General features: G+C 61.2%; 17 protein-coding genes and 4 pseudogenes. 6 read left to right on the forward strand and 15 right to left on the reverse strand.

The window, feature by feature from the left end; all coding sequences use genetic code 11:
• Window positions 1–23: 23 nt before the first annotated feature.
• From HJC04_RS25415 to HJC04_RS25450, 8 genes and pseudogenes are all read right to left on the reverse strand, one after another.
• Complete coding sequence (locus HJC04_RS25415; protein ID WP_311044471.1) at window positions 24–839, reverse strand: DUF4105 domain-containing protein; 816 nt, start codon at window positions 837–839, stop codon at window positions 24–26.
• 546 nt (window positions 840–1,385) lie between these two features.
• On the reverse strand, window positions 1,386–2,303 hold the full coding sequence (locus HJC04_RS25420) for a DMT family transporter (protein ID WP_221147404.1): 918 nt from the start codon (window positions 2,301–2,303) through the stop codon (window positions 1,386–1,388).
• Between the two features lie 220 nt (window positions 2,304–2,523).
• Window positions 2,524–3,617, reverse strand: a pseudogene (locus HJC04_RS32130) (hypothetical protein).
• Between the two features lie 179 nt (window positions 3,618–3,796).
• A pseudogene (locus tag HJC04_RS25430) lies at window positions 3,797–4,066 on the reverse strand (ABC transporter substrate-binding protein); the annotation flags it as partial.
• A gap of 45 nt (window positions 4,067–4,111) precedes the next feature.
• On the reverse strand, window positions 4,112–5,056 hold the full coding sequence (locus HJC04_RS25435) for a dihydrodipicolinate synthase family protein (protein ID WP_221147405.1): 945 nt from the start codon (window positions 5,054–5,056) through the stop codon (window positions 4,112–4,114).
• Window positions 5,057–5,090: 34 nt separating this feature from the next.
• The gene (locus HJC04_RS25440; RefSeq protein ID WP_221147406.1) at window positions 5,091–5,966 is read right to left on the reverse strand and encodes an SMP-30/gluconolactonase/LRE family protein; all 876 of its coding nucleotides are present in this window, start codon (window positions 5,964–5,966) and stop codon (window positions 5,091–5,093) included.
• Window positions 5,963–6,793, reverse strand: a complete 831-nt coding sequence (locus HJC04_RS25445) for an NAD(P)-dependent oxidoreductase (RefSeq protein WP_221147407.1) — start codon at window positions 6,791–6,793, stop codon at window positions 5,963–5,965. Before HJC04_RS25445 ends, HJC04_RS25440 begins: the two co-directional genes overlap by 4 nt.
• A gap of 21 nt (window positions 6,794–6,814) precedes the next feature.
• Window positions 6,815–7,528, reverse strand: coding sequence for a FadR/GntR family transcriptional regulator (locus HJC04_RS25450; RefSeq protein ID WP_210631877.1), 714 nt, complete (start codon window positions 7,526–7,528; stop codon window positions 6,815–6,817).
• Between the two features lie 371 nt (window positions 7,529–7,899).
• Between HJC04_RS25450 and HJC04_RS25455 the strand changes: the two genes are divergently transcribed.
• The 6 genes from HJC04_RS25455 (at window position 7,900) to HJC04_RS25480 (ending at window position 16,213) form a co-directional block, all read left to right on the forward strand.
• Window positions 7,900–9,837: an ABC transporter substrate-binding protein gene (locus HJC04_RS25455; RefSeq protein ID WP_221147408.1), complete on the forward strand. Its 1,938-nt coding sequence runs from the start codon at window positions 7,900–7,902 to the stop codon at window positions 9,835–9,837.
• Window positions 9,838–9,952: 115 nt separating this feature from the next.
• Window positions 9,953–10,939, forward strand: a complete 987-nt coding sequence (locus HJC04_RS25460) for an ABC transporter permease (protein WP_221147409.1) — start codon at window positions 9,953–9,955, stop codon at window positions 10,937–10,939.
• A 9-nt stretch (window positions 10,940–10,948) separates the two neighbouring features.
• Window positions 10,949–12,070 (forward strand): ABC transporter permease, encoded by a 1,122-nt coding sequence (locus tag HJC04_RS25465; protein ID WP_210631880.1) that lies wholly within the window; start codon window positions 10,949–10,951, stop codon window positions 12,068–12,070.
• A 7-nt stretch (window positions 12,071–12,077) separates the two neighbouring features.
• The gene (locus tag HJC04_RS25470) at window positions 12,078–13,799 is read left to right on the forward strand and encodes an ABC transporter ATP-binding protein (RefSeq protein WP_221147410.1); all 1,722 of its coding nucleotides are present in this window, start codon (window positions 12,078–12,080) and stop codon (window positions 13,797–13,799) included.
• Complete coding sequence (locus HJC04_RS25475; RefSeq protein WP_210631882.1) at window positions 13,796–15,013, forward strand: mandelate racemase/muconate lactonizing enzyme family protein; 1,218 nt, start codon at window positions 13,796–13,798, stop codon at window positions 15,011–15,013. Before HJC04_RS25470 ends, HJC04_RS25475 begins: the two co-directional genes overlap by 4 nt.
• 12 nt (window positions 15,014–15,025) lie before the next feature.
• Window positions 15,026–16,213 carry a mandelate racemase/muconate lactonizing enzyme family protein gene (locus HJC04_RS25480; protein WP_221147424.1) on the forward strand — a complete coding sequence of 396 codons (1,188 nt, stop codon included), beginning with the start codon at window positions 15,026–15,028 and terminating at the stop codon, window positions 16,211–16,213.
• Between the two features lie 105 nt (window positions 16,214–16,318).
• On the opposite strand, the gene HJC04_RS25485 is transcribed toward HJC04_RS25480, so the two are convergent.
• From HJC04_RS25485 to HJC04_RS25515, 7 genes and pseudogenes are all read right to left on the reverse strand, one after another.
• On the reverse strand, window positions 16,319–16,891 hold the full coding sequence (locus HJC04_RS25485) for an NADPH-dependent FMN reductase (RefSeq protein ID WP_221147411.1): 573 nt from the start codon (window positions 16,889–16,891) through the stop codon (window positions 16,319–16,321).
• Between the two features lie 82 nt (window positions 16,892–16,973).
• A pseudogene (locus HJC04_RS25490) lies at window positions 16,974–17,316 on the reverse strand (nitroreductase family protein).
• 205 nt (window positions 17,317–17,521) lie between these two features.
• Window positions 17,522–17,875, reverse strand: coding sequence for a helix-turn-helix transcriptional regulator (locus HJC04_RS25495; RefSeq protein ID WP_210631884.1), 354 nt, complete (start codon window positions 17,873–17,875; stop codon window positions 17,522–17,524).
• Window positions 17,876–18,058: 183 nt separating this feature from the next.
• Window positions 18,059–18,751 (reverse strand): annotated as a pseudogene (locus HJC04_RS25500) (response regulator transcription factor).
• A gap of 1 nt (window position 18,752) precedes the next feature.
• The gene (locus HJC04_RS25505; RefSeq protein ID WP_210631886.1) at window positions 18,753–19,130 is read right to left on the reverse strand and encodes a response regulator; all 378 of its coding nucleotides are present in this window, start codon (window positions 19,128–19,130) and stop codon (window positions 18,753–18,755) included.
• A 2-nt stretch (window positions 19,131–19,132) separates the two neighbouring features.
• Window positions 19,133–19,774, reverse strand: a complete 642-nt coding sequence (locus HJC04_RS25510; protein ID WP_210631887.1) for a response regulator transcription factor — start codon at window positions 19,772–19,774, stop codon at window positions 19,133–19,135.
• Window positions 19,771–23,406 (reverse strand): PAS domain-containing protein, encoded by a 3,636-nt coding sequence (locus HJC04_RS25515; protein ID WP_221147412.1) that lies wholly within the window; start codon window positions 23,404–23,406, stop codon window positions 19,771–19,773. The genes HJC04_RS25510 and HJC04_RS25515 overlap by 4 nt, the downstream gene beginning before the upstream one ends.
• Between the last annotated feature and the right edge of the window lie 216 nt (window positions 23,407–23,622).

Genomic DNA, 23,622 nt, shown 5'->3' on the forward strand with positions numbered 1-23,622 from the left:
GGAGTTTCAGGCCGATGCGCTGTTCAATCGCCCGGTGAAGGCACACCCTCGCGGATCTCTTTCGAAAATTCCTCGGAGGCGGCGGCACCCTTTGCCCGTGCGGTGATACGCGCCGCCGCTTTCAATTCCTCAAAAGGCAGCTTCATATCGAGCGCTTTCCGGTCATAGGCGAATTCCGGAAGGTAACCGTTCACGATCAGCCGCCAATCAAACGGAAATGTAGCGCCGACGGCCCGCATCATTTTAGCGGCAGTCGTGGTGCAGTTGGTGGTGAGCGAGTTGTAGAAGCGCGGGTGTTCGGCGAGCGTGTTCGCATCGCTCACATATTGCAGGAGAAGCCGAGCGGCATTGGCCGGCGGAACGCGCATGCGAAAAAGCTGAACGTCCTCGCCGCGTATGTTGGATCGGACAAGAATGACGTCGCTTTCGGTGGCCGCGATAATGACGAGGGGATTGCTTTTGAAGAGGTCGCCGATCGGAGAGAATTTACCCCCGGCCGTCCTCCGCACCTCGATCGACCATGCCAGGTATTGGTAGTCTTCGAACCCGAAACTCAGGATCATGTGCGCCATCTCAGGCCCTGACCAATAGGACATGAACAAATCGAGGCTCCTGAGCTTGTTCAGGTCGTAGGTGCGCGACTCCCATTTCTCCACAAAACCGCCATCCGTTTTCCAGGCGAAATTTCTGACATTGGTCAGCGTGAGGATGTTGCCGTCGACCGTGCCTGTCACCTGCCTGGCGACGTCTCCCGCCCAGTCGGCCGTCACTGGCGGCTTTATTGAGGTCCACCAAACGGCGATGCCTGCAAAACATAGGACGAACGGAAGGACAACCATGGGGCGTGGCTTCCAGATTATTGAAACTGCCGCGGCAACACCGACCAACGCGAGGACTCCTGCTGCGACCTCTCGGACCAGCACGGAAACGGGCAGACGATAGAATAGCGCGAGAGAGGCCCATATGGTCGCCAGCAGAAACGCTAGACAGAAGACAGCCTTTGCAGCCCGAAACAATATCCGAACGAGCAGGGGCGCTTGCCGCCGTCCGCGGCCTGAATATCTTGACGCACTTTGGCTGTTGTTGAAACTCATGACGCCTTCCTATCCTTGTTGAAGGTCAATCGATGATTTCGGTGTCCCAGTCATGTGACGAGGGCCGAGAAGGCGTATTTATCCGGAGACGCGGCTCCCGTGACGAGGGGATGGCGAACAATTTGTCTTGAACTGAGGACGCTTGTCCAGTCCGCATCGGACAAAGCCAAGAGTCTTACGAGCAAACGACAGTCGAATATATCCGGGCGATATGTCCGTGCCATTCGGAGCAGCGCCAGCAAGAGTAGATCCTTACGGGCAAGACGCATTCCTGAATGCCGATGCGGTTCGTCAATGGCCGTCCGGGGGGACGGCCTCCGCCGGCACCGTCTCCTTCAGGTTCTTCCGGTGGAAGATGAACAGGCCGGCAAAGACGATGATTGCGGCGCCGACGACGATCTGCATATCGGGAATATCGTTGAAGAAGATATAGCCCAGCACGATTGCCCAGAGCAGCAGCGTATATTGCAGCGGCGCCAGCAGCGATGCTGGCGCGAGCTTCAGCGAGCGGGTGATCAGCAGATGCGCGCAGGTGGCGACGATGCCGAGCAGCAGCATGCCGGCCCAATCGATCGATGTTGCCGGCTGCCAGTTGCCGATGCTGATTACGATGCCGGTGGCAAGGGCGGCGACCGTCTGCCATGTCACCAGCGTCGTGTCGCTGGTCGAGCGCAGGTAGCGGCTCATTACCAGTGACAGCGCGAAGGAAAAGCTGCCAGTGAGGCCGAAGAGGGAGGGAAGCGACAGCATTGCCGTCGACGGACGCAACGCGATGACGACGCCGGCAAAACCGACCAGAACGGCGAGCCAGCGGCGCCAGCCGATCTTTTCCCCGAGAAAGAAATGCGAGAGCGCCGCAATGTAGATCGGTCCGGCCATGTAGAAGGTCATGACATCGGCGAGCGGCAGATAGGCGACGGCGGCGTAGAACAGTGCGACATCGCCGGTCGCCATGACGACCCGCATGAACTGCAAGCCCTTCTGCTCGACGCGGAAGAGCGCCATCGGTCCCTGCCGCAGGATCATCGGCCCGAGCAGGATGAAAGCGCCGACCGAACGGATCACCAACACCTGACCGACGGCAAAGCTCGTCACCAGCCACTTGCCCATCGCATCGTTCAACGCAAACAGCAGATCGCCGAGCAGCATCAGCACGACGCCCGTCATGATCAGGTTTCCGGCATTGGCGACGGCCGCCTTCTTTTTCATTCCTCGAATCCTCGCAAAAACGGCCGCGCATGCGCGGCCGATTGCGGCTTCGGCCTTAACGCGGCCGATGTCAACGATCAGTTTGAAACACCTGTCTTGAATTTCACATAGGTGACAGGGTGAGCGACTTTGCCCCGGCACAGGCCCGACGACGCGTTGAGTTTTCTGGACTTCGTCACTTCCGTCGAGTTGAGCGTAAATGGCGGCGATCTGACCGCCTTCAGTATTTCCAGCTTGTATAGTCGCCCGCAACGCATCCGAAGGGAGCGCGATCTTGGCCGAACCGCTTCCGCAATTGAATGCACCCCCATTTGTTCAACGGCGTCGGCATGAGATTGTTGATGTCCATCCCCGGCGACTGGAAAGGTGTGCTGGCACTTGTCACGTACCAAAGCCAGAAACCGATGAAGCCGGCGAGGATCAAGAGGAGGGTGCCAAAAAACAGCCGCAGCCGCGCGCCGACCGACATTGTCTTCCCGCGCTTGCCGATCAAGACCGGCACAGTCTGTCCACCGCCGTGCTGTGCGAATGGCGCAAGCGCAATCTTTCGCTCGTCATCCGTCAGCCCGATACGTTGCAGACGATCATCCAGAAGCACTGGCAGCGCTGTCCTGCCATGCCGGACCGCCAAGCCCACGGCTTTGCCGTTTGCCACCCCCACAATCAAAGGCTCCTGACCTCCCTTCATCTGGGTGTAGGCTGATCGACCTGTCCGATCGTTGGCGATCTTGTCATTGTAGGTAACGGAAAGAATGTGCGCTTGCGATCGAACGCAGCAATTTCCACCGGTATGGTATCCAAGAACGCCGGTTGGCGCAGTTGCCGTTTAACACGCCAGATCCGCAACGCCTGGAACAGTGTTCCAAGGCTCATGCCGCCAAGAAACAGGGCAAATACGGTGAGGGTTATGATCCGGTTCCAGAGCTTGTCCAGACCGAGGCTCATTGTCGCCAATTCCGGATGGTCGGCCGAGATCACCACGCCCGTTTCATAATCGCCGGTATGAAAATCGACGAACATCACTTGGACTTCCGTGTCGTAGTTGCGTCCGTCGTAACTGTAGACGAGCCGCGCCTCACAGTCCGTAAAGAAGAGCTTGCGTGTCGTGCATCTCCCGTTTTGGACGTCACCATTCTCGACGGCCAACGGATTTTGGCTGACCTGAAAATCCCTGATGACGCCGGGCGCTTGCCAAGTGACCATAAACACCGCCAGTGCCGCGATGACGGGAGTGGCCCAGAAGTAAGCCCGCGGCGTGGAGATCACATCAGGTGCAAGCGATAAAGGGCGGCTGGGAAGAACGAGCGCAGGCACGGGGATGACGCCTTTCGAGTATTCGAGCTGAGAAATACGCCGGATAGGAATTTTGATCGAAGCGGGTGACAGCTTCGCAGTAATGTTCGCACTGATACATTGTGCGCTGGCCAAATGTCACTCTGGTTGTCTCGCGAGACCGGCACATCTTCACATAAAACTGGGGGTGTCATGGGTCGTGCGCTGGCGGACCATCGAGGGACGGTTTTCGTCGCCAGCATCGGTTTCAGGGTCTTGAGGTCATCAGGCGACAGCTGCACGAGATTGTCGTGGAGGTTCGAGATCAGCTCGGACACCGTGCGGGCGTTGTTCTGGGCCGGATCGAGCGTCCGGATACCGGTCAGATTCGTGCCGATGACAAGCATGTTGGGCGGCGATGCCGCCAGGCTCGGCTGCGCCGCCATCAGCGCGCCTGTCATTGCGATCGTCGTCAGTAGCTGTTTCAGCATCTCAAGACCTCCCAATCCTGTTGCTTGCGGGAATGATGTTTTGAATTAGCCGGCCGTCTTCACGTCCTGCCGGTCCGTTTGGATATCGCCCTCGGTCTCCCAGCCTCGAAGCAGCCGACGCAGCTCGTCGCGATCCTGCGCGTCGAGCCGCGGCAGTCCTGGCACGCGTACCGGGCCGACATCGAGGCCGGAATAGGTGACGGCCTCTTTGACGACGGTGACGTTCGCGCCGTTGCGGAACTTGGTGCGCATCCGCTCGAAGGGTTCGAGCTTGTTGACGATTGCTCTCGCCGCGGCGAAGTCGCCTTTCTCAAGCGCTTCATGGACGGCGAGCGACAGCTTCGGCGCGACGTTGACGAGGCCCGAGGTGAAGCCGCGCGCGCCGGCCGCGGTGAATGTCGGCGCCCAGCTCTCCGCCAGGCCGCACACGAACAACGCGCCTTTGGGATCGGCGGCGGGGATCGCCCTCGCCAGCAGCATCAGATCTGTCGTGGCGAACTTGATGCCGGCAATATTGCCGTGATTGGCGAGGCGGACGATCTCGGCGACGCTGAAACCCTCGGCTCTGACGTAAGCGACGAGCGGCAGAGTGGATGCATCGGCGAGATTGCAGAAATAATCGATCTGGGCCGACGGCGCCGCGAAGGGATCGACCGGCTGATGCGACATGACCGCGGAGGCGCCGATCGCGGCCGCATCCCTGGCCATGCCGGTCGCTTCGCGCAGCGACCGGCCGATCGCCGCCGTCACCGGCGCCCGGCTATCCACACCCGATACCGCCGCCTCGTGGACGATCCGGATCTCTTGCGGCGTCAGGGCATAAAATTCTCCGGTATTGCCGGCCGCGACGATGTTGTGAATGCCGGCCGCGGCCACCCGCGCATAGACCTTCGCGGTAATCCGGGGCTCGACTTCGCCCCCGGCATCATAAGCCGTGACGGGAACGCCCGACACGCCCCTAAGCGCCTTGCGCATGATCGCGATGCTCATTTTTCTCCCCCGTTGGCTCTTCTTCCAGTGATCGTCAGCCGAACCGGAAGGGCGGCAGCCCCTCCGCATCGACATCGAAGGCAATGACCGTCCCCGCCTCGAGACGTCCGGTGCGGTCGCTCGACAGGCTCGTGACGTAGAGGGTGCTGAGATCAGGGCCTCCGAAACACGGCATTGTCGGTGCTGCGACCGGCAGAATGTAGATTTCAACGATTTCGCCGTCGGCCGATATTCTGTTCAGGCGGCCGGCGGAGACGCCGGCGCTCCAGTAGAAACCGTCGCGATCGGTGGTCGCTCCGTCCGGCCGGCCTTGTTCTTCGGTGAAACTGCGAAGGCGGCGTCCCCCGCCGAGTTCGCCCGTCTCGGGATTGAAATCGAAGGCTTGCAGAAAACACTGCCGGCTGTCGGAGTGATACATCCGCCGGCCGTCCGGCGACCAGGCAAGGCCGTTGGAACTCGTCAGCCCCGTTGCGACGGTCCGCGTGCTGCCGTCGGCGCCGACACTGAAGAGCGCCGCATCATTCACCTGCGGCTTGGCCTCGCTGATCGAGCCGACCCAGAAGCGGCCGTCCGGCCCGACCTTGCCGTCGTTGAGGCGGCCGATCATCTCTCGTCCCACGGGATCGCACAAAAATTCAAGCTGGCGGGAGACGGGATCGAAGAGATGCACGCCCGTCTGGAGTCCGACGACGATCCTGCCGTCGCGGCATAGTCCGAGGCAGCCGATCGCGGAAGGCATGTCGAAGTGGTCGGCTTTGCCTTCGGCCGAGAGCCGGACGAGCGCCGGCGCCAGGATATCGACGAGCCAGAGCGCGCCGGTCTCCTCGTCCCATACCGGCGATTCACCGACCGTCAGCGGTTGCTGCAGGACAGGACGGATCTTCGGCTCAACGATGCGGGGTGCCGTCACGAGACTGTCTCCGGATCTTTGACGAGGCCTTCGGCATCGCGCATGCGGATGCTGCCATCGTGATTGAATTCGCAGAAGCCGCCGCCCTGGAATGCAAGGGCGACCCGTCCTTCCGCGCCGTTCTCGATATGGGCGTGATCACGCGGCCGGTCCTGCGGCTGGTAGCCAAGCCGCGTCGCCAGATCGTTGTCCCACCATTTCGTGTCGGTATCGGAAACGCCATAAACGACGGTCGCGGCGATCTGCGGATGGGTGAGGCCGATCCGCACCAATTGCGCCAGATCCCGGGCGCTGATCCAGATTGCGATCGTGCGTTCGCTGTTGGGATAGGTGCCGGCATTGCCGATGCGGATGGATAGGGAGCGAATGCCCGACGTATCGTAATAGAGTCCCGCCACCAGTTCGCCCCAGCATTTGGAAAGCCCGTAGGGGCTGTCCGGTCGCATGGGATCGAGCGGTGAAATGACCTCGCCGCGGGGATAAAAGCCGGTCGCATGGTTACTGGAAGCGTAGACCATCCTCTCGACCTTGTTGATCCGGGCGGCCTCATAGAGATTGTAGGTGCCGAGGACATTAGCCTGCAAAATAGCGTTCATATCGACGCCGCTGGCGATGCCGGCGAGATGAACGACGCCGTCGACGCCGCGCAAAGCGGCCGTTACCTCTTCGAGCTTTGACAGATCGGCGCGGACGAAGCTTTCATTTCCGGCCAGGTCCACAGGCTCGCGAATATCGATCAAGCGGACATGCTCCGCATGCTGCCGGAGGAACGGGCGCAACAGCGTCCCGACACGTCCGGCGGCACCCGTTATGGCGATCCGTCTCATCGTCCTTCCTCCCATTGTCGCTCAAACCCCCTGGAACATGCGGGCGCGCGCATTCAGTATGTGTCTCTTCATCGCGTCGTGCGCTTCGATTTCCCGACGTGCGAAGATCGCCTCTACGATGACCGCATGCTCGTCCTGAACGCTGCGGATCTGCTCCGGAGTCCGTTTCAGGCTCAGGCTTCGCGTTACGGAATGGCCGATGGCGAAATGCGGCTTGAACCATTCACGCACGGTGATGTGAAACTGATTTCCCGTCGCCATCGCGATCGCGTCGTGCAGGGCCTGGTCTTCGTCGGCGCCGAGTTCGCCGTTCCTCAAACATTGTTCGATTGCAAGAAGCGCCTCAGTGATCCGCTCCTTGTCGGCCGGCTGCCAGTTTCGCGCGGCAAGCTCCGCAGCTTCGGCCTCGAGGCCGGCGCGGAATTCGAAGAACCGCTGGACATCGGCAAGCGAGCCGACCGGGACCATTTTCAGCATCGACGAATCCGGCCGCTGCCGGACATAGGAGCCAGAGCCCTTGCGGGAAACGACGAGGCCATCGGCTCTCAGGCGTTCGAGCGCTTCGCGCACGACGGGTCTCGATGCGCCGAAATCGGCTGCAAGCCTGGTCTCCGACGGCAGCCGCTCGTTGACAGGGAAATTGCCGTCCGCGATCATCCCCACGATCTTCTCGTAGATGATGTCGCTGAAGCGCGTTGCGCCCCGGTTCGAAACGGCATCAAGTGCAAACGTCATTATCGCTCTTTTCTCCCCCGCCAAGTGGCAAATTCGCCCCGTCGGCTCTTCGCCCGGCGAGCAGAAGCCGGATATGCCTTCTCGACCATGCGCCGGGATGGCGCCGCGCCGTCACCGGCCGCGATGCGGCCTGTATACAGCTTCTGACAGATCTGTCTTCTTTCTCTATCCAACGCAGGATTGCCAACGGCTTGGCGTTGTGTCTGATACGGCATGTGCTATCGAATCTGTAATTATCTGTCAACTCTTGTAATCATTTGAGAACGTGTCTATGGTTTCGTTCCAGCGCCGAGGAGGGCGCAAAACGGCAGGTCGGGAGCCCGCCGCACCAGCCGGGACAAGCCAGTGCCGGCATAAAAGGGGAGGAATCGATGCCCAATGAAATTCTGTCTCGCGGTGTCACCCGCCGCGCCGTTCTCGGCGGCATGGCTGGTGCTGCAGCACTGTCCATCGCCGGTCGCGCCTTCGCCGCCGGCGGCGAAGCGCCTGCGCTGGCGCAACTGGTCAAGGACGGCAAATTGCCGCCGCTGGCCGAGCGCCTGCCGAAGAAGCCGATGGTGGTAACGCCGTTCGAGAAGGTCGGCACCTATGGCGGCACGTTGCGCCGCGGCCTGCGCGGTTCATCCGACCATAACGGCATCCTGCGCATGGTCGGCAACCAGAGCCTCGTGCGCTGGAATCTGGAATTCACCGCCGTGCAGCCGAACCTTGCCGAGCGCTGGGAAGTCAGCGACGACGCAACGCAATTCACCTTCCATCTGATCGAAGGCGTGCGCTGGTCAGACGGTCATCCCTTTACCGCCGACGACGTCGTTTTCGCGATCGAAGACTGCGTCAAGAACACCGAACTCTACAGCTCGACACCGGCGCAGCTTGCTGTCGCCGGCAAGCCGGTCACCGTCGAGAAGATCGACGATTATACGGTGAAGTTCACCTTTGCGGCGGCGAACGCGCTTTACCTCGAAAATCTCGCCACGCCGCTCGGCCAGCATCCGACGCTCTTCCCGAAGCATTACTGCAGCCAGTTCCTGCCGAAATACAATCCCAATATCGAGGCCGATGCGAAGAAGGCGGGCGTCACCAGCTGGACGGAGCTCTTCCGCAGCCGCTGCGGTGACATCGAGATCCCGACACGCTGGGGCAATGTCGACAAGCCGACCCTCGATCCCTGGGTCGTCAGTGAGCCTTATGTCGGCGGCGCCACGCGCGTCGTCATGGCCCGGAACCCCTATTTCTGGCAGGTCGATACGGCAGGCAACCAGCTTCCCTACATCGATGAGATCAATTTCGGCATTTCCCAGGACGTCGAATCGCTGATGCTGAACGTCATCTCGGGCAAGATCGATATTCAGGAACGTCACATCAGCGTGCTGGCCAACAAGCCGACGCTTTCCCAGAACATGCAGAAGGGCGATTATCGCCTGCTGACGCTCGTGCCTTCGGCCTCGCAGCAGTGCCAGATCTACTTCAACATCACCCACAAAGATCCTGCCATGCGCAAGATGTTTGCGGACAAGTCATTCCGGCAGGCGCTCTCGATCGGCATCAATCGCCCGGAGCTTATCGACATCGTCTATTTCGGGCAGAGCGAGCCCTACCAGGCCGGGCCGCGTCCGACCCATCCGTGGTATCATGAGAAATATGCGCGCCAATTCACCGAATATGATCCTGAAGAGGCAGGCGCGATGCTTGATCAGGCCGGTTATAAGAAGGGGCCGGACGGCTTTCGCGTTCGGCCCGACGGTCAGAAGGTGTTCTTCTCGGTCGACGTCATTCCGACGCTTTATCCCGATCTCGTCGATGCCCTGGAGCTGGTCAAGACGCATTGGTCGCAGATCGGCATCGACATGAAGGTCAATACGATCGAGCGGGCCCTCTATTATACCCGCGGCGACGATAATGCCCATGATGCGCAGGTGTGGCCGGGGCCGGGTGGTCTCGATCCGATGCTTGACCCGCGCGATTTCTTCGCTTTCCATCCGCAGGGTTCGCGTTACGCCATTCCGTGGACGCTCTGGTATACGTCTAACGGCGCGCGCGGCGAGGAGCCGCCGGAAAGCCAGAAGAAGCGCATGAAGCTGTTCGACGAAGCGCGTTCGACGGCCGATCTCGACAAACGCGGCGCGATCATGAAGCAGATCTTCGACATCGCCGCGGAGGAATTCGAGACCGTCGGACTTTGCCTCGCCGTTGGCGGCTTCGGCATCATCCGCAATAATCTGCGCAATGTTCCCGAGAAGCAGCCGGATAGCTGGTCCTGGCCCAATCCGGGACCTGCGATGCCGCAGCAGTTCACCTTCACGAGCTGATTTTGATCGAGCGCCGTACCGACGGTACGGCGCTTTCTTCGGTTCGCCTTCCGATGCCTTGCCGGCGATGAGAGCCGGTTAGCCCCGAGGGCGGTACTCAATGCAAGAGGCGCCCATGCTGGTCTTTATCGCCAAACGTTTGCTGTGGATGATTCCATCGCTCTTTGCCGTCAGCTTCCTCGCTTTCGTGCTGATCCAGCTGCCGCCGGGCGATTACGTCACGACCTATATTGCGACGCTGGCGGCTTCCAACGAGATCGTCGATCAGAACACCGCGGCACAATTGCGTGAACGCTTCGGACTCGATGACCCGATGCTCATCCAATATTTCAAATGGATCTGGGGCATCCTCTCGCGCGGCGATTTCGGCATTTCCTTCGAATGGCAGCAGCCGGTGTCGGATCTGATCTGGGAGCGCATGGCGCTGACCCTGGTTCTCGCTCTTTCGACATTGATCGCCACCTGGGCGATTGCTCTTCCGATCGGCGTCTTTTCCGCGGTGCGCAAATACTCGATCGGCGACTATTTCTTCACCGCCTTCACCTTCTTCGGTCTGGCCGTTCCGTCCTTCCTCCTGGCGCTGGTGCTGATGTATATCGCAGCGGTCGAATTCGGCCAGGACGTCGGTGGATTGTTTTCGCCACAATATGGGAATGCGCCCTGGAGCTTTGCCAAGATGGGCGATCTCTTCTCGCATCTCTGGCTTCCCGTCGTCATCCTTGCCGTCTCCTCGACGGCGAGCCTCATCCGCGTCATGCGCGCAAACATGCTCGACGAGCTGCCGAAGCCTTACGTGACGACGGCACGGGCAAAGGGGCTCTCGGAATTCCGCCTGCTGATGAAATATCCGATGATGATCGCGCTCAATCCGTTCATCTCGACGATTGCCTGGCTACTGCCCAATCTCATCTCCGGCTCGGTCGTCGTCGCCATCGTCCTCAACCTGCCGACGGCCGCCCCCTTGCTGCTGCAGGCACTGATGGCCCAGGACATGTATCTGGCCGGCGCCTTCGTTCTGCTGATTTGCGCGCTGACGCTGATAGGCTCTCTGATCAGCGACATCCTGCTTGCGCTGGTCGATCCCCGCATCCGGTTGGAATAGGAGCCTGATATGGCCGACATCGCCGTTACAAACATTCAGCCGGATCGCGCCGCCGTCGCATCGCAGTGGCAGCTGATCTGGTGGGCTTTTCGCCGCCACAAACTGGCCATGGTGGCGCTCGTCGTCACCGTGATGATGTACATCGTTGCCCTGGTTCCGGGCTTCTTCACCATCAACGATCCGAACCTGCAAAATGCGCGGGCGACCTTCCACCCGCCGCAGAAATTGCATCTGATCGATACCGAGAACGGATTTTCCTTCGGTCCGCACTATTATCCGATGAAGCTGAGCCGCGATCCGGAAACGCTCGCCGCCATCTTCAAGGAAGACACGACGAAGCGCGTCGACGTCCAGTTCTTCGGGCGCGGCTATGAATATTCCGTGTTTGGCCTGTTCAAGACCAACATCCATCTGATCGCCTCGCCCGACAAGACGACGCCGTTGCTTCTCTTCGGCGCCGACCGGCTGGGGCGCGATGTTTTCAGCCGGACGGTTCAGGGTTCGCAGGTCTCGCTGTCGATCGGCCTCGTCGGCGTCTTCCTGTCATTGATGCTCGGTATCGTGATCGGCGGCATCTCGGGATATTACGGCGGCCGCATCGATTTCTTCATGCAGCGTGTAATCGACTTCGTGCTGTCGCTGCCGACGATACCGATCTGGCTCGCCATGGCTGCCGCCCTGCCGCAGGATTGGCCGGCGACGCTGCAATATATGATGATCACGATCATCCTGTCGCTGACCGGCTGGGCCCAGCTTGCCCGCGTCGTTCGCGGCCGCTTCCTATCCCTGCGAACCGAGGAATTCGTCGCGGCCGCCAGACTGGATGGCGTTCGTGAAGGCCGCATCATCTTTCGCCACATGCTGCCGAGCTTTGCGAGCCATATCATTGCTTCGATCACCCTCGCAGTGCCGGCGATGATCCTGGCTGAAACCTCTCTGTCCTTCCTCGGGCTCGGGCTGCAGCCGCCGACCATTTCCTGGGGCGTGCTGCTGCGCGAGGCCCAGAACATTCGCTCGATCGCCACGGCGCCCTGGCTCTTCCTGCCGGGCTGCGCGGTCGTGGTCGCCGTCATGGCGCTCAATCTCCTCGGCGACGGTCTGCGCGACGCGGCCGATCCCTACAACAAATGAGGCCGGCATGACCGACATCGTTCCCATTGCCGGCAGGCCGCTGCTCGAGGTGAAAAACCTCACCGTCGAGTTCCCCCTGCGCACCGGCGTCTTTCGCGCCGTCAGCGACCTGTCCTTTACAATCGAGCCGGGCAAGACGCTCTGCGTGGTGGGTGAAAGCGGATCCGGAAAGTCGGTGACGGCGCGCTCGATCCTGCAGATTGTCGACGCGCCCGGCCGGATCGCCGGCGGTTCGATCACATTGAACCACCCGAAGGGCGGCTCCATAGATCTGACCAGCCTCAATCCGCGCGGGCGCCAGATCCGGGCGATCCGCGGCCGCGATATCGCGATGATCTTCCAGGAGCCGATGTCGTCGCTGTCGCCCATCCACACCGTCGGCAACCAGATCATCGAGGCGCTTCGCCTCCACACCAGGATGAGCAAGGGGGAAGCGCGCGCCGAAGCCATATCGCTGCTCAAACAGGTGGAAATTCCCGCGCCTGAAAAGGCGTTGGATCGATATGCCTTTCAATATTCCGGCGGCATGCGTCAGCGCGCGATGATCGCCATGGCCCTCGCCTGCAGGCCGCAGTTGCTGATCGCCGACGAGCCGACCACGGCGCTTGATGTGACGACGCAGGCCGAAATTCTCGACCTGATCGCCCGGCTGCAGAAGGCCAACGGCATGGCCGTTCTCTTCATCACGCATGATATGGGCGTCGTGGCGCAGATCGCCGATGATGTTTTGGTCATGCATAACGGCGTCGCCAAGGAATATGCGCCGGTCGAGCAGATCTTTCACGCCCCGAAAGACGATTATACCCGCATGTTGATTGGCTCGGTGCTGAAGCTGGAGCAGAAGGCCGAGATTCGCCTGGCGCGGGCGCCGCTCGATCGGACGGCGGCGCCAATCCTGGAATTGCGTAATCTTTCGATGGATTTCGGCGAGGTAAAAGCACTCGACGACGTCTCCATTTCGCTGTTGCCCGGTGAGACACTCGGCATCGTCGGCGAAAGCGGATCCGGCAAGACGACGATGGGCCGCTCGATCATGCGGCTGCTCGATCCAACTGCCGGCGAAATCCTCTATCGCCGCGCCGATGGCGGCATCATCGACCTGGCAACGGCAAAAGGGCAGACGCTTGCTGCCGCGCGCCGCGAATTGCGCATGGTGTTCCAGGATCCCTTCGGCTCCCTCAATCCACGCATGACCGTCTCCCAGATCATCGGCGAACCCTTGCTCGTCAACGGCATCGCCAAGGGGAGGGCGCTCGACGAGCGCGTCTGCCACCTGATGGAGCAGGTCGGCCTCGATCCGAGGGCGCGCGAACGCTACCCGCATGCCTTCTCCGGCGGCCAGCGCCAGCGCATCGGCATCGCCCGCGCCATCACCCTCAATCCGCGGGTCATCGTTGCCGATGAGGCGACCTCGGCGCTCGACGTCTCCGTGCGCTCGCAGGTGCTCGATCTCCTGATGCGCCTGCAGGACGAACTCGGCCTCGCCTATATCTTCATCAGCCATGATATCGGCGTGATCCGCTATATGTGCGACCGCGTCGGCGTCATGTATAAGGGTCAGCTCGTCGAAATCGGTGAGGCGGAGAAGGTCTGCCGCACGCCCGAGCATGCTTACACGCAAGCGCTGATATCGGCCATTCCGCGCCCCGATCCACGTGACCGCGACCGTTCGCGGCGCTTCCGCTATATCGCTCCCGACACTCTCAAGAACGGGAGCGCTCAGCGATGAGGATCACCGGCATAAGAACATTTCTCATGCACGCCGGTCAGCCAGACCCTTCGAAATGGGCCTCGGATGAGCGGTCGGGAGACGGTGCATCCACGCAGCTGCGGGGCACGAGAAATTGGCTGTTTTTGAAGATCGACACCGATGAAGGCATCACCGGCATCGGCGAATGCTCCGGCTGGCCGCGGGTGATCGAGACGGCGATCCATGATCTGGCGCCTCTCCTGATCGGCGAAGATCCCGCCCATATCGAACGTCTGTGGCAGAAGTTGCATATCGCAATGATGGGTCACGGCATGCTCGGCACCGTCGGAGGCGGCGCGATGACCGGCATCGACATGGCGCTCTGGGACATCAAGGGCAAGGCGCTCGGCGTGCCGGTCTGGATGTTGCTCGGCGGCAAGGTGCGCGACAAGATCCCGATCTATTCGCATGCCAATACGCCCGAACGCGCGCTTGCGGTCAAACAGCGCGGCATAAAGGCGATCAAGTGCGGTGGCGTGGCCGATCCGGTTCGCAAGGTCGCAGCACTGCGCGAGGCGGTCGGCGACGATATGGACGTCGCCATCGACCTGCACGGGCCGCCATGGCTGACCCCTGCGGACGCCTGCCGCCTGGTGCGGGCGCTCGAACCCTATGAGCTGATGTGGGTGGAAGATCCGATCGCGCCCGACAATCTTGAAGGCTACCAGCGCATTCGCGACGCCGCTCATGTGCCGCTTGCCGCCGGCGAACGTTCGGCGACCATCTTTGGCGAGCGCGAGCTCATCGAAAGAGAGCTGGTCGACGTAATTCAGCCCGATACCGGCCGAGCCGGCGGCATCACCCAGATGAAGAAGATCGCGGCCATGGCCGAAGCCCATCATATCCAGATGGCACCGCATTCAGGCTCGCTCGGACCGGTGGCGGAATATGCAGCCTTGCATCTGTTGGCCGCCATTCCGAACGCGCTCATCCTCGAGCGGCTCGACGATGACTGGGACGGCCGCCGCCAGACGATCGTGCCGCATCCAAAGCAGGTGGACGGGATGATCACCGTTCCCGACGCCCCCGGGCTTGGCTGCGATATCGACGAGGAATTCGTCGCCCGCTTTCCGAGCGGCGGCAACGTCTCCGTTCCCGTGCCGGAGGCCGCCGGTTCCTACAATCCCGGAACCTACGACGAGCATCTCTACGTGCAGACGCGCGTGGCGCGCCGCAGTTATTTCAATCGCTAGAAGGACAGAATGATGAAGATCGACCGCATGCGGGTGTTCATGACCCGCGACAAGGACCGACCCCGCGTGATCGTCGCGCTCGATACCGACGACGGCCTGACGGGCTGGGGCGAATGCTACAATCACGGCCCCGATAAGGCGCTGCCGCCGCTGCTCGATTATCTCTACGGCTTTCTCTCCGGCCAGGACCCGACACGCGTCGATTATCTCGTCAACCTGCTGATCCAGCAAAGCCGCTTCCCGCCGGGTGCACTCGGCCTTGCCGCGATTTCCGCGCTCGACCATTGCCTGTGGGATTTGGCGGCCAAGGCCGCGAATGTCCCGGTCTACAAGCTGCTGGGGGGCGAGGTCCGCGACCGCATCAAGGTCTATGCCGGGGTCTATACCGCCCCCGACGCGCCCGCCGCCCGCGACGAGTTCGATCGCCTCAAGGAGGAATGGGGCTTCACCGCCTTCAAACTCAGCCCCTGGCGTATCGACATGCATGCCCATCGCTGGGGCAATGTCGTAAAAGCCTCGGCCGACTATTTCCGCTCGCTTCGCGAGACGGTCAATGACGAATACGAGATTGCCTTCGATGCTCATGCCAAGATTTTCGAACCGATCGCCGCAAGGCAACTCGGCAATGCGCTGGCGCCCTATGATCCGCTGTTCTACGAAGAGCCGCTGCGTCCAGAGAACATCGAGGCCTGGGGCGACCTGAAACAGGGGCTCAACTGCGTCCTGGCCACCGGCGAGTCGCTCTATAACAGGAACGAATTCCTGCGGCTGCTGCAGGTCAAGGGCGCCGACCTGATCCAGCCCGACATTTGCGTCGTTGGCGGCATCAGCGAAATGCGCCGCATCGCCACGCTTGCCGAAGCCTATTTCGTCGGCATTGCTCCACACAACCCGATGGGGCCGCTGGCAACGGCGGTCAATGTGCATTTTTCGGCCGCGGCCCAGAATTTCCGCATCCTCGAATACCGGCTGCCAAAAGGCCAGGCCTATGTCTATGGCGGCCTCGACATCGAGAAGCGGCAGGGGGAAACCCGCTATGTCGTCGACCCCTATCTGCCGAAGGATGGCCATCTCGAACTGCGCCCCGACCGGCCGGGCTGGGGCGTCGAAATGGACGAGAAGGCAATGCAGGAGGAAGGCTATATCCATTGGCAACGGCGCGTGCCGAAGCGGCCGGACGGCTCTTATGCCTTCGCCTGAGGGCTTCACACACTAATCGGAGCTGGCCGCCGGATGACGCGGCCGCTCCTGCGCGGCGACGTTTGCAGGCATTGCAGGAACATCGCCATCCCATTCCAAGCGCCTCTAGGCGTCTTTCGGCAACACTGAGCGAACCCTCGCGATGAAGACGTGGAAGTCCTGCATGAACGTTCGAAGGAAATCGGCGGTGCTGGCGTTCGTGACCTCGCCGTCATCAGTAATCAGCCCCGGCGTGAATTGGATGTAGGCTTCTGGAGCATTCATCTGCGGAGAGTTGCAGAAACTGAGCACGCTGCGCAAATTCTGCTGGGCGACGGCTGTGCCTACAGCGCCCGGCGACGTGCCGATCACCGCCGACGGCTTGCGTGTGAACGAGTTGGTCCCGTAAGGGCGGCTCGCCCAGTCGATTGCGTTTTTCAGCCCGCCGGGGATGGATCGATTATATTCGGGCGTCACGAACAGTACTGCGTCGACGGCCGCGATTGACGCCTTGAATGCTCTGCCGGCCGGAGGGTAGTCGGCGTCGTAATCGTAGCTATAGAGTGGCAGGTCCTTGAAGGAGATCTCTGACATTTCAAGTTCCGGCGGGGCGACGCGCACCAACGCCTTGGCGAGCTTGCGGTTGATCGAGCCCTTGGCGAGGCTGCCGATAAGATAGCCTACTTTATGCGTGGTCATGGCGTTCTCCAGTATCCCGCATGATAAGGGACCATCATACGCGGAATTCTCGACGGGGTCTCTGTCCTTTGAGTGCAAGCAACTATTCGTCGATGAACGTGACCGTTTCGGCCAGCGGGGCGCGGCCCGTACGGGCGTAACCGCAGGGTCTTCGTAGCCGATCGACATGCCGCAGAAGAGGATCAGCCCATCGGGCGGCGACAGGACCTCGGCGACCGTCTCGCGCACCTGCGACCACGCCATCTGCGGGCAACTGTGCAGTCCTTCGGCGCGGAGCAGCAACATGACCGTCTGCAGATACATGCCGACGTTGACGGCGACCAGGCAGCGGCGGCCAGCACGCGCTCAAGTATCTCCATCGCCACAGGCTGGTCCTTGAATCCGCGCACCGACCGTCGGCTTGTGACTGCCTCATATACGTCCATGATCGCCTCCGTGCGCCGGGCCCTTCGTTCCGTTTCTGATGTGGTTCATTATCTCCATTCGCAATGGAGGCGTAATCACACCGTGGTCTAGGAGGCGTACATCAAACGAACATCGAACGTACATCAGCGATCGACGGGTCGAGGCGCATGTCAGCAGAATTGAAGACCAATCATGAGCGGCAAGGTCAGCGTTCCGCCATTGGAGTTAGGCGCCGACGGCTCGAGCACGTTCTGCCGCCGTACGGCGATGCGATCCGAAGATGTCCGCGAGCGTATCGAGCATTGCCCTGACCCCTTCAGATTGAAGTGAATAGTAGATCGTCTGCGCAGCCCTTCGCGTCTGCACGAGTTCCTGGTCTCGAAGAATTGCCAGATGCTGAGACGTCGAAGATTGGCTCAATCCCACTTCGTCAGCCAGGACGGTTACGGACATTTCTCCTTCGCTCAACAGATGCAGAATGTGAAGCCGTTTGGAATTCCCGATAGCCGACAGGAAGTTTGCTTCGGTGTCGAAGGCATTGGTTTTAGGGGAAGGCGCGACTGACGATTGATTGTTCAAGGCGAGATCTCCTTTGGGGAACCAAAGCCGGGCACGATGTCATATCCCCGAACTTTAATTTAGAGATAACGCAAGCGTGCGGGGTCGGAACCCATTGCCGGCGCCGCATCGTCTTTTTTGGCGTGAATCGGATACGGCGTGCATCAAATGGACAGCCGGCGTTCTTGGCTCCTTGATTAAAAGCTAACGCGCCCCAGCCTGACGCATCTGCGCCGGCAATGTTTCCCAGGCCCGGATCAGTTCGCCGATTGAGGCGGCCTCCATCTTGTGCATGACATTGCTGCGATGCAGCTTGACCGTCACCTCGCTGATGCCGAGATCGAAGGCGATCTGCTTGTTGAGGCGTCAGCGTGCCACTTCGTGCAGAACCTCGCGCTCGCGCTGCGTCAGCGTCTCCAGCCGTTCGATATTGCGATTGGCGATCGCCGCTTCCGCCCGTCGTTCGCCGTCCATTGAAATAGCGGCGGTCACGGCATCAAGCAGCGTCTGATCCCGCGCCGGCTTGGTGAGGAAATCCACGGCGCCGGCTTTCATCGCCTGGACGGTCATCGGGATATCGCCATGGCCGGTCAGGAAGATGATCGGCTTGGCAATGCCGTTCTCAGCCAGATGGCTCTGCAGGTGGAGACCGCTTGCCCCCGGCATGCGCACATCGAGGATCAGGCAGCCGGGTCTGTCCAAAACATCCGCATCGAGCAGTTCGCGGGTAGAAGCAAAGCTAATCGGCTGAAAACCGGCCGACAGGATCAGCTCCGACAGCGCCTCGCGAATGGATGCGTCGTCGTCCACGATCATGACGAGCGGCTGATCCTCTTCACATTCACGCTGCGCTGAAAAAGGCGCCGATCTACGAACGAACGGCTGGTCAACCCTCATGTCACCCTCCATCTCTCGATTTGTGTAAGGCATGGGCGATGGCCGCGATCAGGGCCTGGGCATCGAATGGCTTGCGGAAGAATCCGCCGGCGCCTTGAGCGCGGCCCTGATCCGCGATCTCGTGGCGGCCCGTGATCAGGAAAACCGGCAGCTCCGGACGTGATTTCCTGACGAGATCACGAAGCTCGAAGCCGTCTATGCCGGGCATTCCGATGTCGGTGATGAGCAGATCCAGGTCCGACAGCCCATTGACGAGCAGCGAGCCTGCCGACGAGAAGCCGCGGGCGACATAGCCCGCCGATTCCAGAAGGTCACTCATCGATTCGAGGAGTCTTGGATCGTCATCGACAATTGCCACGACATGTCTTGTCTTGTTCATGTTCAATTCCCTCCCACCCGGCGCGAGTGGGTTATCGGTATTTCCAGTTTCTCCGCGATGCGCACGAGATCGGCGAGCGATGCAGCCGCCATCTTCTGCATCACGTTTCTTCTGTGAATCTGCAGAGTGACTTCGCTGATCCCCAGCTCTGCCGCTGCCTGCTTGTTGAGGAGGCCGCTGACGACGAGCGGCAACACCTCGCGTTCGCGCGGCGTCAGTTCGAGATAGTGTTGCCTCAGCATTCCGAGTTCTGCGCGGCCGGCTCTCTTTTCCCGATCCTCGGCGATCGCTGCCTGGATTGCCGCCATGAGGTCCTCATCGCTGAACGGCTTGGTGAGAAAATCCACCGCGCCGCGCTTGATGGCGCGCACGGAGGAGGGGATGTCCCCATGTCCGGTGATGAAGACGATCGGCGGATGATCGCCGTCGGCGATCTGCCTCTGCAGGTCGAGGCCGTTGATATCGGGCAGTTCGATATCGAGGATGAGGCAGGCGGGAACATCCGGCTTGTTCGCTTGCACATAGTCGCAGGCAGACTCGAAGGCGATGGCGCGTATGCCATGCGAGTCCAGCAGCTCGCCGAGAGCCTCCCGGATGCGTTCATCGTCATCCACGATGAAGACGATATGGTCATCGGTCGTCATGACGCTGCCTTCGTTTCGATGGGTAATGTGAAGATCAACGTCGCTCCGTGCGGTTGGTTCTTCTCCGCCCACAATCGTCCGCCATGCAGCTCGACGATCGAGCGGCAGATCGCCAGCCCCATCCCCATGCCGTTTTCCTTCGTGCTGAAAAAAGGCTCGAACATCTTTTCGGGAAACTCGATGCCCCGCCCCAGATCGCGGATCTCGGTCTGGACGGCATTGCCGACCTGGTGCGAGCGTATCTCGACCAGCCTGTCGCTTGTCGTGGCGTCCAGGGCCTCGATCCCGTTGCGGATGAGATTGATCAGAACCTGCTGGATCTGAATGCGGTCGAGCGCGATGGACGGCAAGCTGTCGTCAACATCGACGTCGATGCGGACGCGCCGCCGCCAGGCTTCGTCGGCCATCAGGCTGCGCACCTCCTCGATGACGCTGGAAAGAGTCGTCTGAACTCTCCTGTCGGCGGATTGTTTGAACAAGGCGCGAATGCGGCCGACGACCTCAGCCGCCGAATTGGCGTCGCGGATGATGCGCTCGACCGTTCTCTGCGCCCGCTCCATATTCGGCGGGTCGGCCATCAGCCAGCGCTGACAGGCGTGGGAATTCGCCACCACGGCCGCCAGGGGCTGGTTCACCTCGTGCGCGATCGAGGCGGAAAGCTCGGCGAGGCTCGCTGCCTGGCCCGCCCGGGCAAGCCCCTCTTGCGTCCGGCGCAGCTCTTCCTGCGCCTGAACCTCACCGTCGATATCGAGGCATATGACATTCCACTGCACGATCGCGCCCTCGCCGTCGCGCATCGGCGCGGCCCGCGTCTCCACCCAGCGATAATCGCCATCGAACCGCCGCAGCCGATGCCGGCGCGCATAGGGTTCGCCGGTGGCGAGCGAATGGGCATATTTCTCCTTGACATCGGCCAGGTCGTCGGGATGAACGCCGGCATCGAGTGTGCCGGCCAGCCGTGACTTGCCGGTTCCGTCAAGGTCTTCGAGCCTGTATCCGAGAAAATCCCGAAGCTGCGGATTGCGATAGACCGGCTCTCCGTCGGGAGCCGCGCAGTCGATCATCACAGGCAGCGTTTCGACGATCTGCCAGAGCGACCGTTCCCTCTCGCGCAGCGCCTTCTCGACGCGCAGCTGGTCGTCGATATCATGCGACAGACCGTACCACTGGACGATCTGCCCGTTTTCGTCACGCAGCGGCTCGGCGCTGCCCTTCACCCAGCGATAGACGCCGTCAGCGCGCCGGAGGCGAAATTGTTGCGAGAAGCGTTCGCCGGTGACCAGGGAATGGTTGAGCGCCTCGGAGAGTTTCTCAGCATCTTCGGGATGGACGGCGACTTCGATGAGGGCCGCGAGCCGGCCGATGCCCGGTTTCTCCATCTCGGCGACGTCGAGACCGAGAAAATCGATCAGGCGCTTGTTGAAAAAGGTTGGACTGCCTTGCGGATTGAGCCGCCAGAGCAGACTCGGGACCATGTCCACCAGTTGGGAGAGCTCCCGCTCCCGATTGCGCAGCGCCTCCTGCGCGCGCATCTCGTCGTCGATGTCGACCGATATCACGTACCATTGCACGATCTCACCGTTCTGACCCCGCAGCGGCTCGGCGCGGCAGTCGACCCAACGATAGGCACCGTCGAAACGACGCATGCGGTATTTGATCGAGAAGGGATCGCCGCTGGCGAGGGAACGGTGGACTGTCTCAAGCAGCCTGGGCGCATCATCTGGATGGACGAGAGTGTGAATGTTTGAGGAAAGGCGGCTCATGCCCGGCCGATCCATATCTCCGACGTCGACACCGAAAAAGTCGATCAGGCGCTTGTTGAGGAAGACCGGCTCGCCTTCAGGCGTCAGGCGCCTGATCTGGACCGGGACCATGTCCACGAGCTGCGAGAGTTCGCGCTCGCGATCGCGCAAGGCTTCCAGCGCCCGCACCTCGTCATCGATGTCGAGGGACACGCCGTACCATTGCACGACCTTCCCCTCGTCGTCGCGCCGCGGCTCCACCCTGCATTCGGCCCAGCGATAGACGCCGTCTTTTTCAAGCCAGCGGAACCGCATCGCGGTGCCGCCGTCGCTTTCGAAGCAATTGCGCAGCATGCGCCGCACAGCGGGCGCCTCGTGGGGGTGCACCAGCTGGTTCAGCAGCTCGTCGATGCGCGGCTCGGCCAGGGCATCGAAATCGGCGATGACCGATCGGAAGTGATCCTGGTAGCGTTTGTTGAAGTAGATCGACTCGCCCGCCGGCTCCACACTCCAGATGCGGACGGGAACGGCGTCGATCATCTGCTGCAGCTGCTGCTCGCTCCGGCGCAGGGCCTCTTCGGCATGGACCTGATCATCGATATCGTGGCAAAGACCGTACCATTGGACGATTTTTTCAGCCTGATCGCGCATGGGCACGGCGCGGCTCGACATCCACCGATAGACGCCGTCGGCGCGGCGCAGCCGATAGCGCATGGCGAAGACTTCGCCGGTGACGAGGCAATGGCTGAGCGACTCTCTGAACGCCGCCATATCATTGGGATGAACGATGGCTTGAAGGACTGCCTCCAGCCGGCTCACATCAGGCCGGTCTGAATCCGCAACGTCGATGCCGAGGAAGTCGATCATGCGTTTGTTGAAGAAGGTCGGCTCGCCGTCCGGTCTCAGGCGCCAAACATGGCTCGGCACCATGTCTACGAGCTGCGATAATTCCCGTTCCCTTTCGCTGAGCGTTTCCACGCTCTGACGCAACGAAAACACCGCCAGCTGATGCTGACGCGATATGGCGGCGACGATCAGCGCTGAGAATGCTGAGATCGCCAGGAAAAGCTGCAGCATGACCTGGTTGTATTTCTGGGACGCCGGGTCGCCGGCAAACTGGCTGGCGCCCGTCATCGTGGAGACGGCGGTGATCAGGGCTAGGAGAGCGAGCGACACTGCCGCCCCCTTGATTTCGAAGCGGACCGCGGCCCAGAGAAGAGGCGGCATGATGATATAGGCGAAGGGGAGATAGCCACTCAGCGAAAGAGCGGCGACGCCGAGAAAGATCAGCGCCAGGACGGCAGCTTCCACCCATTGCCCTGCCGAGAGTTGGGTCTTGCCGGGCCAGCTGTGGAACAGAACCAGTGCAAGCGGTGCCACGATCAGGACACCGGTCGCGTCTCCGATCCACCATAAGGGCCAGGCCGTCAGGAAGGATTGCGACTGGATGCTGAACCAGGCGAGCGTGGCGCTTCCGATGGTCGCGCTGACGGTTGGCGCAATTCCGGCGCTGATGATAACAAATGCAATCACTTCCTGCAGGGTTTCGAGCCGAACCGGGAGCTTCAAAGTCCGGTTGACGAGCCATGCCGCGACCATCGCTTCGAGAGCGTTGCCGACATAGATCAGGAAGGCCGCAGCTTGCGGACTATGGAACCATAGGACATTACTGAACATCTCTCCCAGGCAGCCGGCCAGAATCCACCATGGCCAGCTGGGTCGGGAGGCGAGGATCAGGGTCGCGATGAACAGCCCGGCCGGAGGCCAGATGGAAATACCGGTTTCCGGCACCACCGCGAGCGACTGGGCGAAGCCGCACGCGAGCACATAGGCGAGGAAGAAAAGCGCCAGACGCAGGAATGGCGGGCGGTGCGACCAGACGCTTTCCATCCATCGTTCCGGCTGGACAGGCGAAGCCAGGGAATTGTCAGCATGTCCTGCAGCAGTTGTTTTCCATTTCGGGGCCGGCGCGCTCATATTGGAACCGTAATCCTGGCGCACCACAACCGCAACTCATGGAAACCCATGCATTGCGCGGGAATGTAGGCGGATTTCTCCACCGCCGGCTGACCTTCCATCTTTCCGATCCGGCATCCTAGACTTTGG

Origin of the sequence: Rhizobium sp. NLR8a (assembly GCF_019685235.1) — a bacterium.
Classification (GTDB): domain Bacteria; phylum Pseudomonadota; class Alphaproteobacteria; order Rhizobiales; family Rhizobiaceae; genus Rhizobium.

Excerpts from the sequence above, each read along its gene's own strand:
- HJC04_RS25445 (WP_221147407.1), bottom strand. The coding sequence starts at position 6,793 with ATGAGACGGATCGCCATAACGGGTGCCGCCGGACGTGTCGGGACGCTG.
- HJC04_RS25485 (WP_221147411.1), bottom strand. The coding sequence starts at position 16,891 with ATGACCACGCATAAAGTAGGCTATCTTATCGGCAGCCTCGCCAAGGGC.
- HJC04_RS25420 (WP_221147404.1), bottom strand. The coding sequence starts at position 2,303 with ATGAAAAAGAAGGCGGCCGTCGCCAATGCCGGAAACCTGATCATGACG.
- HJC04_RS25455 (WP_221147408.1), top strand. The coding sequence starts at position 7,900 with ATGCCCAATGAAATTCTGTCTCGCGGTGTCACCCGCCGCGCCGTTCTC.
- HJC04_RS25505 (WP_210631886.1), bottom strand. The coding sequence starts at position 19,130 with ATGAACAAGACAAGACATGTCGTGGCAATTGTCGATGACGATCCAAGA.
- HJC04_RS25515 (WP_221147412.1), bottom strand. The coding sequence starts at position 23,406 with ATGGAAAGCGTCTGGTCGCACCGCCCGCCATTCCTGCGTCTGGCGCTT.
- HJC04_RS25470 (WP_221147410.1), top strand. The coding sequence starts at position 12,078 with ATGACCGACATCGTTCCCATTGCCGGCAGGCCGCTGCTCGAGGTGAAA.
- HJC04_RS25450 (WP_210631877.1), bottom strand. The coding sequence starts at position 7,528 with ATGACGTTTGCACTTGATGCCGTTTCGAACCGGGGCGCAACGCGCTTC.
- HJC04_RS25480 (WP_221147424.1), top strand. The coding sequence starts at position 15,026 with ATGAAGATCGACCGCATGCGGGTGTTCATGACCCGCGACAAGGACCGA.
- HJC04_RS25435 (WP_221147405.1), bottom strand. The coding sequence starts at position 5,056 with ATGAGCATCGCGATCATGCGCAAGGCGCTTAGGGGCGTGTCGGGCGTT.
- HJC04_RS25475 (WP_210631882.1), top strand. The coding sequence starts at position 13,796 with ATGAGGATCACCGGCATAAGAACATTTCTCATGCACGCCGGTCAGCCA.
- HJC04_RS25465 (WP_210631880.1), top strand. The coding sequence starts at position 10,949 with ATGGCCGACATCGCCGTTACAAACATTCAGCCGGATCGCGCCGCCGTC.
- HJC04_RS25510 (WP_210631887.1), bottom strand. The coding sequence starts at position 19,774 with ATGACGACCGATGACCATATCGTCTTCATCGTGGATGACGATGAACGC.
- HJC04_RS25460 (WP_221147409.1), top strand. The coding sequence starts at position 9,953 with ATGCTGGTCTTTATCGCCAAACGTTTGCTGTGGATGATTCCATCGCTC.
- HJC04_RS25415 (WP_311044471.1), bottom strand. The coding sequence starts at position 839 with ATGGTTGTCCTTCCGTTCGTCCTATGTTTTGCAGGCATCGCCGTTTGG.